The 15,937-nt window shown below is 33.0% G+C and carries 20 protein-coding genes; 2 read left to right on the top strand and 18 right to left on the bottom strand.

All coding sequences use genetic code 11. The features are described 5' to 3' along the window. Positions 1 to 99: hypothetical protein (locus LS72_RS11720; RefSeq protein WP_414458056.1), on the top strand; the 99-nt coding region annotated here is incomplete at its 5' end. Positions 100 to 483: 384 nt separating this feature from the next. Here LS72_RS11720 and LS72_RS09270 read toward each other — a convergent pair. Both LS72_RS09270 and LS72_RS09265 read right to left on the bottom strand, forming a co-directional pair. Beyond that, the gene (locus tag LS72_RS09270; RefSeq protein WP_138155286.1) at positions 484 to 879 is read right to left on the bottom strand and encodes a hypothetical protein; all 396 of its coding nucleotides are present in this window, start codon (positions 877 to 879) and stop codon (positions 484 to 486) included. A 364-nt stretch (positions 880 to 1,243) separates the two neighbouring features. Next, a complete protein-coding gene (locus LS72_RS09265; protein WP_034554285.1) occupies positions 1,244 to 2,449 on the bottom strand; it encodes a 2,3,4,5-tetrahydropyridine-2,6-carboxylate N-succinyltransferase in 1,206 nt (401 codons plus the stop codon). Positions 2,450 to 2,562: 113 nt separating this feature from the next. Between LS72_RS09265 and LS72_RS09260 the strand changes: the two genes are divergently transcribed. After that, complete coding sequence (locus tag LS72_RS09260) at positions 2,563 to 2,955, top strand: hypothetical protein (protein ID WP_034554284.1); 393 nt, start codon at positions 2,563 to 2,565, stop codon at positions 2,953 to 2,955. Here LS72_RS09260 and leuC read toward each other — a convergent pair whose 3' ends face one another. The 16 genes from leuC to LS72_RS09180 all read right to left on the bottom strand — a co-directional run bounded on the left by leuC (position 2,956) and on the right by LS72_RS09180 (position 15,783). Next, a complete protein-coding gene (gene leuC, locus LS72_RS09255; protein ID WP_034554283.1) occupies positions 2,956 to 4,224 on the bottom strand; it encodes a 3-isopropylmalate dehydratase large subunit in 1,269 nt (422 codons plus the stop codon). It lies immediately after the preceding gene. Positions 4,225 to 4,233: 9 nt separating this feature from the next. Further along, positions 4,234 to 4,845: an ATP phosphoribosyltransferase gene (gene hisG, locus LS72_RS09250; RefSeq protein ID WP_034554282.1), complete on the bottom strand. Its 612-nt coding sequence runs from the start codon at positions 4,843 to 4,845 to the stop codon at positions 4,234 to 4,236. Next, positions 4,842 to 5,480: a type III pantothenate kinase gene (locus tag LS72_RS09245; RefSeq protein WP_034554281.1), complete on the bottom strand. Its 639-nt coding sequence runs from the start codon at positions 5,478 to 5,480 to the stop codon at positions 4,842 to 4,844. Before LS72_RS09245 ends, hisG begins: the two co-directional genes overlap by 4 nt. 7 nt (positions 5,481 to 5,487) lie before the next feature. Further along, positions 5,488 to 6,492 carry a PQQ-binding-like beta-propeller repeat protein gene (locus LS72_RS09240; RefSeq protein WP_034554280.1) on the bottom strand — a complete coding sequence of 335 codons (1,005 nt, stop codon included), beginning with the start codon at positions 6,490 to 6,492 and terminating at the stop codon, positions 5,488 to 5,490. Further along, entirely contained in the window at positions 6,489 to 7,073 is a 585-nt protein-coding gene (locus LS72_RS09235; protein ID WP_034554278.1) for a hypothetical protein, read from the bottom strand. The genes LS72_RS09240 and LS72_RS09235 overlap by 4 nt, the downstream gene beginning before the upstream one ends. A 9-nt stretch (positions 7,074 to 7,082) precedes the next feature. Next, positions 7,083 to 7,514, bottom strand: coding sequence for a dUTP diphosphatase (gene dut / locus LS72_RS09230; protein WP_034554277.1), 432 nt, complete (start codon positions 7,512 to 7,514; stop codon positions 7,083 to 7,085). 15 nt (positions 7,515 to 7,529) lie between these two features. Further along, positions 7,530 to 8,000, bottom strand: a complete 471-nt coding sequence (gene greA / locus LS72_RS09225) for a transcription elongation factor GreA (protein ID WP_034554275.1) — start codon at positions 7,998 to 8,000, stop codon at positions 7,530 to 7,532. A 67-nt stretch (positions 8,001 to 8,067) separates the two neighbouring features. Further along, the gene (lpxB, locus tag LS72_RS09220; protein WP_034554274.1) at positions 8,068 to 9,201 is read right to left on the bottom strand and encodes a lipid-A-disaccharide synthase; all 1,134 of its coding nucleotides are present in this window, start codon (positions 9,199 to 9,201) and stop codon (positions 8,068 to 8,070) included. After that, positions 9,191 to 9,787: a coiled-coil domain-containing protein gene (locus LS72_RS09215; RefSeq protein WP_034554273.1), complete on the bottom strand. Its 597-nt coding sequence runs from the start codon at positions 9,785 to 9,787 to the stop codon at positions 9,191 to 9,193. The genes lpxB and LS72_RS09215 overlap by 11 nt, the downstream gene beginning before the upstream one ends. After that, entirely contained in the window at positions 9,784 to 10,383 is a 600-nt protein-coding gene (locus LS72_RS09210; protein WP_034554272.1) for an NUDIX hydrolase, read from the bottom strand. Before LS72_RS09210 ends, LS72_RS09215 begins: the two co-directional genes overlap by 4 nt. Further along, a complete protein-coding gene (locus LS72_RS09205; protein WP_052087311.1) occupies positions 10,370 to 11,593 on the bottom strand; it encodes a peptidoglycan DD-metalloendopeptidase family protein in 1,224 nt (407 codons plus the stop codon). The genes LS72_RS09210 and LS72_RS09205 overlap by 14 nt, the downstream gene beginning before the upstream one ends. Positions 11,594 to 11,707: 114 nt before the next feature. Next, positions 11,708 to 12,610, bottom strand: a complete 903-nt coding sequence (locus LS72_RS09200) for a homoserine O-succinyltransferase (protein ID WP_138155285.1) — start codon at positions 12,608 to 12,610, stop codon at positions 11,708 to 11,710. A gap of 12 nt (positions 12,611 to 12,622) precedes the next feature. Next, a complete protein-coding gene (locus tag LS72_RS09195; RefSeq protein WP_034555124.1) occupies positions 12,623 to 12,844 on the bottom strand; it encodes a sulfurtransferase TusA family protein in 222 nt (73 codons plus the stop codon). Continuing rightward, on the bottom strand, positions 12,841 to 13,884 hold the full coding sequence (locus LS72_RS09190; protein ID WP_034555123.1) for a YeeE/YedE family protein: 1,044 nt from the start codon (positions 13,882 to 13,884) through the stop codon (positions 12,841 to 12,843). The genes LS72_RS09195 and LS72_RS09190 overlap by 4 nt, the downstream gene beginning before the upstream one ends. Positions 13,885 to 13,901: 17 nt before the next feature. Continuing rightward, the gene (locus LS72_RS09185) at positions 13,902 to 15,194 is read right to left on the bottom strand and encodes an O-acetylhomoserine aminocarboxypropyltransferase/cysteine synthase family protein (protein WP_034555122.1); all 1,293 of its coding nucleotides are present in this window, start codon (positions 15,192 to 15,194) and stop codon (positions 13,902 to 13,904) included. Positions 15,195 to 15,321: 127 nt separating this feature from the next. Beyond that, complete coding sequence (locus LS72_RS09180; RefSeq protein WP_138155284.1) at positions 15,322 to 15,783, bottom strand: low molecular weight protein-tyrosine-phosphatase; 462 nt, start codon at positions 15,781 to 15,783, stop codon at positions 15,322 to 15,324. Between the last annotated feature and the right edge of the window lie 154 nt (positions 15,784 to 15,937).

The following is a 15,937-nucleotide window of genomic DNA, read 5'->3' as shown; positions in this document are numbered from 1 at the left end:
AATAATGTAGAGATTGTTAATGATACCAATAGTGTTACACAAAATGTTAATGCTATTGCTCAAGAGATATTAGAAGATGTTAATAAGAAGAAGTTTTAGGGAAACTTCTTCTTTAAAAGGAATCTCTTTAATTATTCTCTAATAATCTCTTTATTATCCTTTATTTCTTTCTTTAATCTCATTAATCTCTTTAATTCTTATAAAATATGTTCAATGTTCCTATATAGTGCAAACTTAAGGACAACAATGGAATCTTAGACAAATAGATGAAGACAAAATCATTACTACCATTAACTTTACCTCTTTATTTGACATACAAGACAAATAAAGTAATCACAAACCTATTAAGAATTAGAAGTAGAATATTTACCCTTGTCTTGATTGCCTCTTTTGTTTCCTCTGGTATTATCATCAAATAGTTATTCCCAATTCATTTTAACCAATGCACCACAATCAAATAACTATTAGCTATGCCTACTTCCCTTACCACAAGTAATTTACCTTCCAAAGGGCTGTATGGCTAAAGTTATCTTTTCCACCTATACCTTGGTAGTAAAGACCATAGGTTGTATCATCATTAAGATTAAGGATTAATCCTGCATTCACATAACCCATAGTATCTAAAAACTTCGAACTACTATCAAATGCTTGTCGATTAACTTTAACCCCTGTTTTAAAGTCATTCTTAACATATTTCTTAATCCCAGCTTCAACAGAAGCGGTAAAAATACCATTAAAAGTCTTATCAATCCCAACAGCAGTATTCACATAACCAAAGTTTATAAGAGAAGACTTATAAAAGATATATAAATATCTTACAAAGAGGATTAGATTAGTTTGAGTTAGGAATCCCTCACTTCTTAAATGGGAGTAATTCACCAAAGAGCTTTTACCAGCTCCTGTTTTACCAACTACTAAAATATTTAAATTTTCATTTTTAGCCTCTTTCCAATCCCTCTTTACATTTTTCTATAACCTCTGTAATCAAAAATACTAGATTTGATATACAACCCAGCATTAGTGTTTTGTATTTCTTTTGACACTTTAAACTTCTCAATATTTATAAAGAGAAATACAGATTTAAACTTTAGCTCTCATTTTGAAGCATAATGCAAAAAGGGTTTAAAACTACAAAAAGCTTTTTGCAGTTTATGAAGAAGTCTTGTATAGATTAAGTATGTTGCGTATAAAAATAAAGGCAAAAATTTAAGTCTCACTCATCCTGTCAAAAAGTAGGAATTCCTTAATGCAAAGCAGCATTAAGTTCAATTTTACGATTAGAGCGAAAAGCTATCATATTCCCACTCTTAGAATCACATCTAAAATGCACCCCATTTTTACCCGATAACTCTCTGCCCTTATAGATTCCACTCTCTTTAATCTCAAATCCCGGATTAATCTCTGCTAATTTCTGTGCTTCCTCTAAAGAGATTTTAAAAATAGTTCCTGCTAAAACTGCGATTCCACCATCGACAATACAACCATCCCCTAAAGAAATGCCTGTAGAGCTATTTACCCCTAAAAGACAATTTTTACCAATACTAATAGGGTCAGAATTTCCACCGCTTAAAACCCCTAAAATACTAGCTCCACCGCCTACATCACTACCTTCACCCACAATAACACTTGAACTAATACGCCCCTCATTCATACAAGCACCCATTGCTCCTGCATTAAAATTCACATAACTAGCCCCTGGCATTTGGGTATAACCTCCATTCCCTAAATATGCACCAAATCTTGTTTTAGCGGTATCTAACAAGCGGATATTGTCATATTGTGGAATAACTTGCATTAAATAACGAGGAAACTTATCAACAAAATCAATTGCCGGAAACTCTCCACGCATTTTAAGTGCAATCTCATTTTCCCTTAACCATTCTAACTCAAAAGGCACATTCCCACTCCAAGCAACATTACTTAAAAGCCCAAAAATACCATCTAAATACAAGCTCCTAAGCGGTGCTTTTCCTAGTGATAACGCAAGTAGTTTCATATAAGCAGATTCCACACTTTGGCATTGTTTATCTTGATAAATTGCACAAAAACGATAACGAAAATCCCCGCTATCTGTATAAATTCTCCCCTCTTGTAAAGCCCTTTGCAATTCTAAAACAACAGCGACATTTTTATGTGTGTTAGGATTACTTTGTGTTTGTGCGATAAAAGGGGAAAAATCCTCTAAAGCTTGAATAATAAATTCCTCTGTAATGCCAAAAACAAACTCACTCTCACTATCCTCTAAAATCTCACATTTATCACGCAAATCCCAAAAAATCGCATAACTCCCAAAATTTTCATCCCAATTCAACACTGGATAAGTTGCCTGCAAGACTTTATTGTTCATAACGCCTATATCCGCATAACAAATGCCAAAACCTAAAGGTTTCTTATAATTACTCTTAGCTTCTATCTTTGCAACTTTTTCTTTAAATACTTCAACACTCATAAAAACTCCTTATTTTCTTTCAATTATAAGAATATTCCCCTATAGATTCCATAAATTTATGAAATTTTCTTTAAGAAAATGCTACAATCTTAAAAAAATATTAAAGGCAAAAAATGCAGCAAAAGGATTGGGTATTAGTTATTATTTTCTTAAGCATTGGGCTAATTTTTATCTCATTGTTTTTTATATTCTTTTTTTACAAAAATACCCAACCCCAAAAAAAACAAGAAAAAATGCCAAATGCCAAAGAGATTCTAGAGCTTTTAAGGCAAAAAGAAAATACTTTAGAATCCCTCCATCAATATAGCAGCCTTGCTAAGATACACCACACCTCTTATTTTCAAGAAAATGAAAACTTTGATTTAGAATTTGTCAGTATTCTAGCCTCTCACAAAAATGTCAATGCTAAATTAGTTTTAGAAATAGAAAAATATTTTAAATCCATAAACCCAAACCGCAAAGAGCTCTTAGACAAAGCCCTAGAGAGCGGATTAAACAAACGATAACTAAATTTCGCGTGGATCCGCTATTTTGCCCTTAATAGCACTTATAGCCGCAACTGCAGAGTTTGCAAGATAGACTTCAGAATTCCTTGCACCCATTCTCCCTACAAAATTACGATTTGTTGTAGAAACACAACGTTCATTATCGCCTAAAATCCCCATATATCCTCCTAGACACGCTCCACAAGTGGGATTAGAAATCAAAGCTCCAGCTTCTAATAAAATATCAATATAACCTAATTTATGAGCATCTTTATAGATTTGTTGCGTCCCAGGTGTTACAATTAATCGCACATCATTATGCACTTTTTTACCCTTTAAAATCTCACTAGCAATGCGTAAATCGCTTAATCTCCCATTAGTGCAGCTCCCAATAAACACTTGATCGATTTTTAAATCATCACGCACTGCTTGTGTAACACTCTTTCCATTACTAGGCAAAAATGGGTAAGCGATCACAGGTTCTAAAGTGCTAATATCAATCTGTAAAGTTTGCGTATAATTCGCATCACTATCAGAGAAAAACTCCCTAGGTTTAGCCCTTAAACTTTTCCTTTGTCGCAAAAACTCTCTTGTAACCTCATCAACAGCAATAATTCCATTTTTTGCCCCTGCTTCAATAGCCATATTACAGAGTGAGAATCTATCATCCATATTTAAATACCCTATTCCCTCTCCACAAAATTCCAAAGCTTGGTATAAGGCTCCATCAACACCAATTTGTCGGATAACTTCTAAAATCAAATCTTTGCCATAAATATGTTTAGCGGGCTTACCAATAAACTCTACTTTAATAGAACTAGGGACTTTAAACCAATTTTTGCCTGTAATCATTGCATAGGCTAAGTCTGTGCTTCCCATACCTGTGCTAAATGCCCCTAATGCTCCGTGTGTGCAAGTATGAGAGTCCGCACCAATAATCACATCTCCACTAACTACTAAACCTTTCTCTGGCAAAAGAGCGTGTTCAATACCCATATCTTTTTCATCAAAGAAATATTTAAGCTTATGCTTCTTAGCAAAATCCCGACTAATTTTTGCTTGATTAGCACTTGCAATATCCTTTGCTGGAATGAAATGATCCATTACAATACAAAATCCCTCTGGATTTGCAAGATTTTTAGCACCGCTTTGCTCATAAGCTTTAATAGAAAGTGGTGTGGTAATATCATTACCAATTACCATATCAATCTTACAATCTACTATATCTCCTGCATAAACTTCCTCTCCAATATGTTCAGAAAAAATTTTTTCTGTAATTGTTTGTCCCATTTTCACTCCTTACTTAATTCTATTTTTAAAAAAATCCCGAATCTTTAAGATTTTTATTTTTTGGGAATAAAAACTATTTGGATTTGCGACCAAATAAGCACTCACTTCCATAATTACTTCATCGACTTTAAGATTGTTTTGCCGCATTGTATCTCCAGTTTCCACTAAATCTACAATCGCATCTGCCATACCCACTAAAGGGGCTAATTCTATAGAACCATAAAGTTTAATAACCTCGACACTTAAAGCCTTTCTAGCAAAAAAAGTTTTCGTAATATTTTCCATTTTTGTAGCAATTTTTAAATTTGGTTTTGAAAAATCTAGCACATATCCATTAGGAGAACCAAGGACTACTTTGCATCTCCCAAACCCTAAATCTAATAAACGCACCAAGGGGCTTTGCTGCTCTTCTAAAACATCTAAACCCACTACACCAATATCAGCAGCTCCCCTTTTGATATAAACAGGAACATCTTGATTCCTCACTAACATAAAACAAAAATCATTCTTTTGCAAAATAAGCTTTCTATTTTCAAAGCATAATTTTTCTTGCAAAAACCCCTCAAAAACCTCTAAAGCTTTTTCACCAATTCTGCCTTTAGGCAAGGCAACCTTTATCATAGAACAATACCCTTTGAAGTAATCTCCTCTGTAATAACTTTTTGCATACCTTTAAAAACCAATAATTCATCATAAATACAATTTACAAAAAAACGCGATAAAAACTTTCCATCCCCACCGGTGAAATAAATTTTTTTACTTTTAGAAGTATTTTCTATCATTAAAAGAATAGACTTTAGCATACCAAAACTTACCGCATCTCTTGTATTTTGAGGAAAAGTATCAACACTTACACCAAGATTCATTTCACAATCTAAAATGGGAATTAAACCCAATACCTTTTTATATTGAGCAATCCCGGGAAGTATATAACCCCCTAGATGAATACCTTGTTGCATCACATCAATGGTGATTGCACTGCCTGCATCCACAATAACACCATCTTTAATGGCTTTGCAAGCAGCAATTCTATCAACCCCCAATCCCTTATAATTAGTATCAAGCGATAAAAAAGGCGTTAAATCAAAACAACTAGCGTGTGAATACAATAAAGTTTTTGTCAATTCCTCATTAACACTAATAAAAATAATAATCTCTTTAGAATCTTTTACAGAAAGATTATCCTTACTCTCCCTCCAAACCTTTCCGTGATAATAAAAATGCAAAAAAGAATTTCCTATATCACAGAGAATCATTTATAACCTATTTAATTTGAAAATATGAATCATTAACAAAAATTTTTCGATTTGCACTAAAAACAGGTTTTTTAATTTTACCTGGAATCTTTATAATCTCATGTTCACTTAAATCATCTGCAATATTAATCATATACCCACGCGTTTCTAAGACACTAATCTTTTGACCATGATTTGCCCCCGTAAAATGTGCAAAAGGGAATTTAATACGTTTTGTTTCATTTAAATCCCTATCTGTTAAAATAACTTCACCTTCAGAGGTAAATAAAAAAATCCTATCCCCTACAAATAAAATATCTTTAATATTTGCTTCAAAAGTGTTAATCACCGAAGGACTAACTGAAATAACGCGTTTAGGCGTAGCAGCGACCATACGATTATCAATAGCTTCTAGAAAAATAACATTATTAAAATACTTATCCCCATTAACAACAATATTACGCACCATTTTCATATTGATTTTATCAACAATAGCAAGCTTACCATCTAAAGTAGGTAAAATAATAATATCCCCTAAGAAATAAGGAGAAGCAATCAAAGTATCATTAGTAGGTGCAGGAGGATTTTCTAGTTTATAAAGACTCTTATTAGTCTGAATATCAAAAATACTTAAAGTATTATTATCAAAGACTAAAGCAATTAAATTATCTCGCATACTAGCACTTACAGGATTAAAATCAAATGGTAAAGAACGAATCTCTTTTGTTTCTTTGTGGATTAAAATCAATTCTTTAAAATTATTCGTTGCTAAATAATATTCTTCAGATTCATTTAAATAGCGAGCATTCTTTGGCAAAAATACTTCAGGAATCTCTCCATTTTTTGTAATAAATCGTCTATTTTTCAAAGTTGCTCCATTACGCGTTATAAAAACAATGGGGGAGTTAATAGATCTTGTATAGGAAACCCTTCCCTTAACTTCATCTTTTGGGGGATTAAAATAAAATTTCGACCCACAACCTACAATAAAAACCGCTAAAAGACAATATCCAACCAAACCAATCTTTTTCATTCTTTAATTCCTTTTATAGTTAAATGCTCTAAAGCATTAGCAATATCTTTTGTAGGGGAATTATTTTGTATTTTCTCTAAGATATTCTTTGCTTCCTTAAAATTTCCCTTTTCTATCTCTAAAAAAGCAGCTTGAAGATAGCCAAACTCTGTAGAATCCTGCAAATTTAAAACCTCAATATTCCGATTTAAACTCGCATTTTGGTATTTAGAAAATTTAGCGATTATAGGATCTTTAGAGGATTGTAATTGCTCTAAAATAACTTGATCATTAGAAGAAAGAGCTTTTTGAAAAAGATACAAATCATAAAGTTTGCTTTGGCTTTGTTTTAAAGATTGAATAGCCATCTCATCGCCCAATAACGCCTTTTCATAAAAGTTTGCTATTTTTAATTGCTGTTTTTCTTGATAGTAACTCATAATATTATACACAACAAACCAAGAAATCAAAGCAGCAACAAGCACAATAATAGGGATTTTATAATGTTTAAACCACTTTTCAAAACGTATTAAGCCCTCTAGCATTTTTTCATTATTGTTAAATTCATCTTTAATATAATTAACATTTTGTCGCAAGCTCATTTTCTCTCCTTAAATTCCTGTGCTGCCAAATCCACAGCTACCGCGTTTTGTTTTATTTAGTGAAGCAGTTTCTTTAATCTTTGCTTGTTTAACTTTACAAAGCACTGCTTGAGCTATCCTATCGCCAACTTTTATCCTAAAATCCTTTTCCCCAAAATTCATAGCAATAACCTTAATCTCTCCACGATAATCACTATCAATAGTCCCGGGTGTATTTAAAATAGTAAATCCATATTTCAAAGCTAACCCACTGCGTGGGCGAATTTGAATCTCATACCCCCTTTTAATCCCAAAGGCAAGTCCAGTTGCAATTAATGCCCATCTTCCAACAGGAATTACTAACTCCTCTGTAGAACATAAATCAAATCCTGCAGCACCCCTGCTCTGATATTTTGGCAAAACCGCTTTAGAGGAGAGCTTTTTAACTTTTAAAGTTGCCATCAATACACCTTAAATTTAAAATGAAATTTCTTTATAACAAATATCTAAAATTTCATAATCTACCCTTCCACGAGGTAGCTCAACACTCACTTCATCCCCTACAATCTTACCTAAGAGCTGTTTAGCTAAGGGTGAGTGATAGGAGATTAAACCCTTATCAGGATTACTCTCTGTAGCCCCTACAATGGTATAACAAAACTTCTTTTCACTTTCTAAATCCTCTAAAGTAATTGTAGAGCCAAAACTCACTTTATCGTGAGTAATAGTAGAGGGGTCAATAACACGAGCTTGTGCTACAAGTTGCGTAAGCTCATTAATCCTTGCATCAATAAAAAGCTGTCTCTCTCTTGCGGCGTGATATTCTGCATTCTCTTTCAAATCCCCATATTCCCTTGCTATATCAATTTCTTTAATATTTTGAGGACGTTCCACTTCTTTAAGGTTTTTAAGTTCATTTAAAAGCTTATTATAGCCATATTCTGTCATAGGTTCCACAAAACTTCTCCGATACAAATTAATTCATAATACTAACTAAAGAGAGTTAAAAAGCCCTTTATTTTAATAAGTTTTTTGCAAAATATTCAATTTTTCTCGCACAATTTTCCGCACTCCCATTTTTTAAATATTGCATTAAAACTTCCTTTTGTGAAAAAAACTTTTCATAATCAAAACCCTCCCATTCTTTTAAGAGAATATGCGGTTTTACATTTTGCTGTAAAATCTCTGGAATAATAGGGAAGTTATGAATACTGGGATTATTTTTAGGAGAGTGGAAGAAAAAAAATTCTAAAAAAATATTCGCCAAACCAATATAATTTAATTTCACTAAAGATTTTGCAAGTAAAAAATCAATAGCCTTAGCCTTATAAACCAAAAGTGTTGGAATCCCAAGTAAAGTAGTCTCTAAAGTTGCCGTGCCACTACATACAAAGGCAAATTCACAATCCCTTAATCCCTCATAAGTATCAAAAGAAAGGGCAAACTCCTCAACATTTCCATAAATTCTTTCTAATTGTTGTTTTTTGAAATGCTTAGGAATAATTAATAAAGCTTGTTTATTCTGCTTTTTTAAGATTGCAGCTACAATCTTAAAAACAGGTAGCAAAGCTTTAATCTCTGCTACCCTAGACCCGGGCATAAAGGCTATAAGATTGGTTGTTCTTTTACATACATAAGAAAAAGGTAGGGTATCTAAAAGTGGGTGTCCTACATAAGAAATTCTTGCTTCATTTGGATAATAAGCACATTCAAAAGGCAATATTCCCCAAAGTTCATCACAAATCTTTGCTAAAATCTTAGCACGATAAGATTTCCACGCCCAAACTTGTGGAAGTATATAATAGATAATATAAGGTTTTTTATTGCTTTTAAAAAGATTTTGAATAAGGGGAATATTAAAAGAAGAAGAATCCATAAAAATAGCAATATCACACTCTCTAGCCTTTTGTAATAAAACCTTTCGTATTTTGAAATACTTAGGGAGTAATTTTAGGGCATCAACAAATCCCATAACCCTAAATTCCTCAACACCAAAAAGGCTTTTATAATCCCTTTGTAAGGAATCAAAAACCCCCTCTAAAGTGAAATTTATCTGCTTTTGCTTTAAGATTTTAATAAGAGAGAAGAGATGAATGTTAGAAGAATATTCTAAAGCACAGACAAAAATTTTTAAAGTCTTAACTTCCATTTTCTCTATTTTCTTGATAGGCAATCTCTGAATTTATTTTAGAATACTCTAAAGTAATAGCCTGTATCTGCTCTAATAACTGCTCTAATAAATAAAATAACTCCATAGCCTCTTGCAAGGATACATAATCATTTGCTGGGGCTGCAAGAAGTTTTTTACGCTTTTGATAAGAAATTTCTAACTTTTTTAGAACAATAGGCTTTGGTGGAAGATCAACCTTTGCTTGTGAAAGCAAATTTCCAAGAGTATTAAGATGTACTTTTATTAAAGAAAAATCAATCTTAGGATTGCTCTTCTCTAGCTTAAGAATTTCTTGGGAGCTTTCTAATAAATGCAATTTCTCCTTAAGTGCATTCTCTAATGCTTTATTTTTCTCCTCTAATTCATTATTTTGCACCTTTAATAAAGCATTTTTAGCAGAAACTTCATTAAAAGTTTGGATTAATTCCTCTTTATCCTTTTGCAAACTTTGATATTCTTCATTAAAACGTTTTTTTTCTGCTTCAAAAATTTCATAAATTTGCCAAGATTCTTTAATGGTCTCTAATTTCTTTGTAATTTCTTGAAGGGCATAACTATGATTCATAAAACTTCTTTTTTAAAAAACCACAAAAAAGCAAACATAACTCCAGAGGTTTTAGGATAAGATTCATTAAAAATAAAAGAATAAGCTTGACTTTTTGGGATAAAAATCACTTCTATATTTTCATCATCAACCCCACCCCCATTACTTACCCTATAATTCTCATCAATTTGTGCAAAAAACAAAGTTTGCTTACTCCCTGCAAATCCCACAGAGCTATAAAATTCTGTAACCTTATAAATCTCTTCTAAAGGCACATTATACCCACACTCTTCCAAAATCTCTTCTTGAGCTATCTGCTTTAAAGTTTTATCAGTTTTATCAGTGATTCCCGCACATAACTCATAAGTCCAGCCAATCTCTACTTGTGTGTTATTTGCCATCTCCTTAAGATAAACCGCAGGACGAAATTGCTTAACTACAACAAAAGATTCTTTTTGTTTATGATAAAGAAAAACAGCAACACTATCATGGGCTTGAATAATATCCCATTTCCTCTCCTTACCATTTTCACAAAAGAACATACTTTTAGGCTTAATATAAGGAGAATCTTTACATTCACATAGGCGAATATTAGTTATGCTTTTAGTTGATTTCATTAGCAGGTGCTAACCTATCTTGTGTCAAATAAACAATATAAGAATTTTTCAATGTTTTAAAAGGAACATTTTCAATATTATTTGCCAAAATACCATCAAGTTCATTCTTATAATTGTTTGCCAATCTTAAAAAAATTTCACGCTCTTTGCCCTCTAGCTTTGTTTGGGCGATTTGTAAATGCTTCAATGGATTCACTGCATTACCATTTTTATAGACTCCAAAATGTAGATGAGGACCTGTGCTAAGTCCTGTGCTTCCCACCGTTCCTACCTGTCTGCCTTGCTCTACAAAAGCCCCTACTTTAATACCTTTATTAATATTATGCATATGAGCATAGAGAGTCCTATAACCATTTTCGTGTTGAATAATCACCGTTTTTCCATATCCGCCTTTAACGCCTGCAAAAACAACTCTACCCTTACCAGCAGCCTTAATAGGTGTATGTCTAGATGCTGCATAATCCACCCCTAAGTGAGGGCGTTTATAGCCTAAAATAGGATGCTTTCTAGCAGTAGAAAAATGCGAAGAAATACGTTTATATTTCAATGGTGTTAGTAAAAGGTATTTATTAAGATTATTCCCGTGTATATCATAAAAATGTCCATCTTGATGACGAATAACATAATGATCGTGATTGCTCACATTTAACATTGAAGCTTTGATATTAGGAGAGCCAAAATATTTTCCAAGTCTATATTTTCTCTCATAAACAATAGCAAATTTATCATCTTTTTTAATCTGTCTCTTAAAATCAATACTATTTTTATAAGCCTGTATAAAATCCGAAGCCAATAAAGTATCGCCTGTATATTTCACAATATCATTATACAAAGAGCTTTCCACAGAAAGTGCTAAGGTTCGTTTTTCTACAAAATGGGTAATAGGCATTGCACGCATTTGATAAACACCATTTTTTTGGTAAATATGCAACTGCGAATCTTCATTAATAGAAATTAACGCCTGCAAAAGCCTTTCACCCTCATAGAGTGTATAAAAAGTACTTCCGCTAATAATTTCATCAGCGAGTTCTTTGTCCTCTGGTGCTAAATCATAATAAACTTTTGCAGGAATAGAATTTTTTTCAAAAAAAGTTAGTAAGGTTTGTCCTTGTTCCCATTTATCCTCTTTAATCGTAGCGGCATTAATAGCTAAAGGAAGCAAACAACAAATAAAAGGCAATCTCGTTTTCTTGATAAATTTCTGCAACATAAAAAAACCTAATTTGGAAAAATTGAAAAGCTAAATTTAAAAAATTCTTAATATTCTAGCAAAAAAATACAAAAAATACCTTATTTTTAACTTAAAAACTAAAAATCTTAGCACTTAACGCTTTTTCTCATCATTAAGCATAAAAGGTGTATCTTGATACACAGAAAAATTTAACCAATTTAAAAACAACACACTCGCCGAAGAACGCCAAGAAAAAACCGCCTCTCCTTGTGAATTAAAATAATTCTGCGGTTTTTTAATCTTTAAACCCTTTTGTAAATCCCGCTTATACTCTGTCTCTAAAGTATCCTTAGCATATTCAGGATGCCCTAAAATAAAAAAGTCTTTAGAATCTTTTATTGCACTTATACCGCTAAGCTCTCCTTCTAATAAGATTTTTAACTCACAATTCTCTCTTATTTGCAAAGGATTCATAGCACAATAGCGAGAATGAGGGATTCTAACAATATCATCTAATCCATTAAGCAATAAATCCTCTTTGATTAAAGAATGTTCAAAAACCCCAAATAATTTCTCCTTTAAGCGAATTTTTTGTATTTGATGGAAATAATACAATCCCGCCATTGCCCCCCAGCATAAATACATTGTACTTGTGCAATTTTGCTTTAAATACTCCATAATAACAACTAATTCTTCCCAATACTGCACTTCTTCAAAGGGCAAATGTTCAATAGGAGCACCTGTAACAATAGCCCCATCAAATTTCTTACCCTTAATATTTTCAAAATTCACATAAAACCTATCTAAATGACTCTTAGGCGTATTTTTGCCAACATAACTCTGTGTAGAAAGAAGCGTAATATTCACCTGCAAAGGAGAGTTTGCAAGGAGTGATAAAAGCTGATTTTCTGTCTCTATTTTGGTAGGCATTAAATTAATAATAAGAATCTCTAAAAGGCGAATATCTTGAGCTTTTGCACGAATCTCCCCCATAATAAAGGCTTTTTCTTTTAAAAACGAAAAGGCTGGAATATCCTCTGGAATAACAACTGGCATTTCTTCTTCCTTTTACTTTTTGATAAGATTTATTTTCCATTCTGCATCACCTAAAGCCACGAAATTAATAATTTCATGCCCTTCCTCAGCAGCCCATTGAGGGATTGTTTCTATGGCTTGTGTGCAATCAAAAAGAATTTCCAATTCTTCCCCACTTTTTATAGTTTGGATAAAGACTTTTGCATCTATAAGCGGAAAAGGACAAACTTTACCCCTAGTATCTAAAACATTCATGAGATCCCCTTAGGATTTTTGCCATATTGTGTTGGCAATATGATTATAAAAAAGGTGGCTATATAAGCACCTACTAAGAAAAATAAAGTAGCAACCCAACCCTTATAAGAAAAAAGCGAAGTTTCTACTAAACCATTACCTATCGTGCAACCTCCTGCAAAGGAAGCTCCAACCCCCATTAATATCCCTCCAATGCTTGCATAAGCTAAAAGCTTTTTATCAGGAATACGAAATCTAAACTCTCCTGATAGCTTAGCGCCTAAAAAGGAACCTAAGGCTATTCCAAGAACTAAATACACCCCCCAATCTATAAATTTTGTATTACCTGTAGTTAAATATTGTATCAAGTTTGCCGAAGGAGTTGTGATGCCTAAACCTGCATTCCTTCCACTTAAAGAAGAAAGAGGCCAAGCTAAAATCGCAATAAATCCTACCAATAAAGCCGTGATAAAAGGATGCCAGGATTTTTCAAATAATAAATGCAAAACCCCCGTTTTCTGGGGTTTTAAACGTGCAATTTTAAGATGTGGTTTGCGTAATTCCTTAACAACAAAAAACCCAACAATTAAATTTAACCCAATTACTAAAACCCATACAGAAATTCCTAAACTTTGATGGATTGCACCATCAGAAACCTTAAAAGTCTTTAAATAATTTGACAAAGGCAAAAATGCTCCATATTTTGTAACACTTGCACTAAGGGCGTAGAAAAATAAAGCCACAATAGAACCAATCAGTCCTTCTGCGGCTCTATACCAAGTCCCTGTAGCACAACCTCCTGCAACCACCATTCCAAAGCCAAAGATTACCCCTCCAATAATTGTGGATAACCAATAAAATTCTCGTGGTTTAATAGAAATATATCCCAAAGAATTGAGAGTCCAAATGCCTACACTCTGCACTGCAATAATAATAAAGAGTGCAATAAACATTTTTATTCCTTGACCTAAAAAAACATCTCTGTATGCACTAACGACACAAAACCTGCCTCTTTGCAACACAAAGCCAAGCAATGAACCTAATAATAACGCACTTAACATGCAATCTCCCTTTGTTTTTATTTTTCTAAAGCTTGTTTTAAATCCGCAATAATATCACAAGGATTTTCTAGCCCAATACTTAAGCGAATCGTGCAAGGAGTAACTCCCGCTGATTGTAACTCTTTCTCACTAAGCTGCGAATGCGTTGTAGAGGCTGGATGAATAACTAATGATTTAGAATCCCCAATATTAGCAACAATAGCAAAGAGTTCTAAACTATCGCAAATCTTTTGTGCCACTTCAAAGTTCTCTGCTTCAAAGCTCAAAAGTCCACTACTTAAAGAATCTTTAAAATACTTTTTCAAAAGCCCATTATAGGTATCCCCCTCTAAGGCAGGATAACAAATATTATGGGCTTTAGGATGGGATTGTAAAAACTTAGCAACTTCTAAAGCATTTTGACTATGCTTTTTGATTCTAAGCCCTAATGTCTCTAAACCTTGTAAGATAATCCAAGCCGCTTGTGCAGAGAGTGTAGCACCAGTATTTCTAAGCCATTCTGTGATAATGCGGATACAAAAAATCGGTAAAGGCAAATTTGCATAAACCAATCCGTGATAACTTTCATCAGGGGTATTAAAGGGGGCATAGCGAGGATTATTTTTAAGCAATTCATTAAGATTGGGACGCTCTATCACTACACCGCCTAAAGCACTCCCTTGACCATTAACATATTTGCTTAAACTATACACACTAATATCTACACCAAATTCAAAGGGTTTATGCAAAAACGCAGTAGCCACAGTGTTATCACAAATACTAACAATCCTATGTTTTTTCGCAATCTTTGTGATTTTCTCTACATCAGCAATAGCAGTTTGCGGATTAGAAAGACTTTCAAAAAAGATAGCCGAAGTCTTTGCATCAATGGCTTTTTCTAAAGTCTCCTCAATATTATCAATATCAAAAACTCTAGCTTCAATCCCAAATCGCTTTAAAGTATGCACAACTAAAGTCTGTGTTCCTCCATAGATTTTATTAGAATACACAATATTGTTACCATTTTGCGCACAATTCACTAACGCATAAAATACCGCAGATGTTCCACTAGAAGTAGGGATACCAAAAGCACCCCCCTCTATAGCCGCAAGTCTAGCCCCTAGTATATCAACCGTTGGGCTAGTTAATCGCGAATAAATATTCCCCAGCTCTTCCAAACCAAACCTAGCAGCTGCTTGTTTTAGGCTCTCAAAGCTATACGCAGTATTTTGGTAGATTGGGACACTTAAAGTTCTTTGGGTATCATAAGTATAACCCGCGTGTAAAGCAAGGGTATCTTCAGAAAAATGATTATGGGTTAAATTTGGCATTATATTTCCTTTTTTTGAAATTTCAAAAAAATAATAGCATATATTTTATAAATACATATTGTATATTAAAATTATAAAAAATATTTTTAGAATCTGTTACCTTTTGCTACACCACATAATCTAAATCTTAATTGCACTCTGAAATTTCATCATAAAGCCTATTAATAGCTAAATACAACATTTCATAGATTTTTTTAAACCCCTCTAAATCTCTATAATGATAAGGATCGGGTATATCTCTCCCCTCTAATCCATAATCCCCCATAAGAACCACTTTATCTTTAGAAAAAAACCGCAATAAATCTTGATAATTCTGCCTATCCATCGCAACAATTAAATCAAAACTATCATCATTATAAGCATTAACCTTGCGACCCTTTAAATAAGAAATATCAATCCCATTATTTTTTGCAACCTCAATAGAGCGAGAATCTGGAGATTCACCAATATGCCAACCACTAGTTCCTGCAGAATCTATTTTCAAATCCATTCCCCTCTTTTGCGCTAAATCCCTAGCAATCCCCTCCGCTAAAGGTGAGCGACAAATATTCCCTAAGCATACAAACAAAATAGCATTAATCTTTTTCAAATCATTCCTTTTATATTAAAGCCCACATTATACTAAAATCCTCTTTACTTAAATCAAAGTTTAAATTTTATGCTATACTAGGAATGTTAAAAATAGTTTATGACAAATACATAATAAAAATGCCTAAATCTCCTAATATAATAATATATTAGGG

The organism is Helicobacter apodemus (assembly GCF_000765745.2).
GTDB classification, from domain to species: domain Bacteria; phylum Campylobacterota; class Campylobacteria; order Campylobacterales; family Helicobacteraceae; genus Helicobacter_D; species Helicobacter_D apodemus.
This window is presented reverse-complemented; position numbering and strand designations above follow the sequence as displayed.

Coding starts and splice junctions, on each gene's coding strand:
- leuC (WP_034554283.1), bottom strand. CDS start 4,224: ATGGGACAAACAATTACAGAAAAAATTTTTTCTGAACATATTGGAGAG.
- lpxB (WP_034554274.1), bottom strand. CDS start 9,201: ATGGAAGTTAAGACTTTAAAAATTTTTGTCTGTGCTTTAGAATATTCT.
- dut (WP_034554277.1), bottom strand. CDS start 7,514: ATGGCAACTTTAAAAGTTAAAAAGCTCTCCTCTAAAGCGGTTTTGCCA.
- LS72_RS09215 (WP_034554273.1), bottom strand. CDS start 9,787: ATGAATCATAGTTATGCCCTTCAAGAAATTACAAAGAAATTAGAGACC.
- LS72_RS09185 (WP_034555122.1), bottom strand. CDS start 15,194: ATGCCAAATTTAACCCATAATCATTTTTCTGAAGATACCCTTGCTTTA.
- LS72_RS09190 (WP_034555123.1), bottom strand. CDS start 13,884: ATGTTAAGTGCGTTATTATTAGGTTCATTGCTTGGCTTTGTGTTGCAA.
- LS72_RS09245 (WP_034554281.1), bottom strand. CDS start 5,480: ATGATTCTCTGTGATATAGGAAATTCTTTTTTGCATTTTTATTATCAC.
- LS72_RS09210 (WP_034554272.1), bottom strand. CDS start 10,383: ATGAAATCAACTAAAAGCATAACTAATATTCGCCTATGTGAATGTAAA.
- LS72_RS09205 (WP_052087311.1), bottom strand. CDS start 11,593: ATGTTGCAGAAATTTATCAAGAAAACGAGATTGCCTTTTATTTGTTGT.
- LS72_RS09235 (WP_034554278.1), bottom strand. CDS start 7,073: ATGAGCTTGCGACAAAATGTTAATTATATTAAAGATGAATTTAACAAT.
- LS72_RS09200 (WP_138155285.1), bottom strand. CDS start 12,610: ATGCCAGTTGTTATTCCAGAGGATATTCCAGCCTTTTCGTTTTTAAAA.
- hisG (WP_034554282.1), bottom strand. CDS start 4,845: ATGATAAAGGTTGCCTTGCCTAAAGGCAGAATTGGTGAAAAAGCTTTA.
- LS72_RS09240 (WP_034554280.1), bottom strand. CDS start 6,492: ATGAAAAAGATTGGTTTGGTTGGATATTGTCTTTTAGCGGTTTTTATT.
- LS72_RS09260 (WP_034554284.1), top strand. CDS start 2,563: ATGCAGCAAAAGGATTGGGTATTAGTTATTATTTTCTTAAGCATTGGG.
- LS72_RS09265 (WP_034554285.1), bottom strand. CDS start 2,449: ATGAGTGTTGAAGTATTTAAAGAAAAAGTTGCAAAGATAGAAGCTAAG.
- LS72_RS09195 (WP_034555124.1), bottom strand. CDS start 12,844: ATGAATGTTTTAGATACTAGGGGTAAAGTTTGTCCTTTTCCGCTTATA.
- greA (WP_034554275.1), bottom strand. CDS start 8,000: ATGACAGAATATGGCTATAATAAGCTTTTAAATGAACTTAAAAACCTT.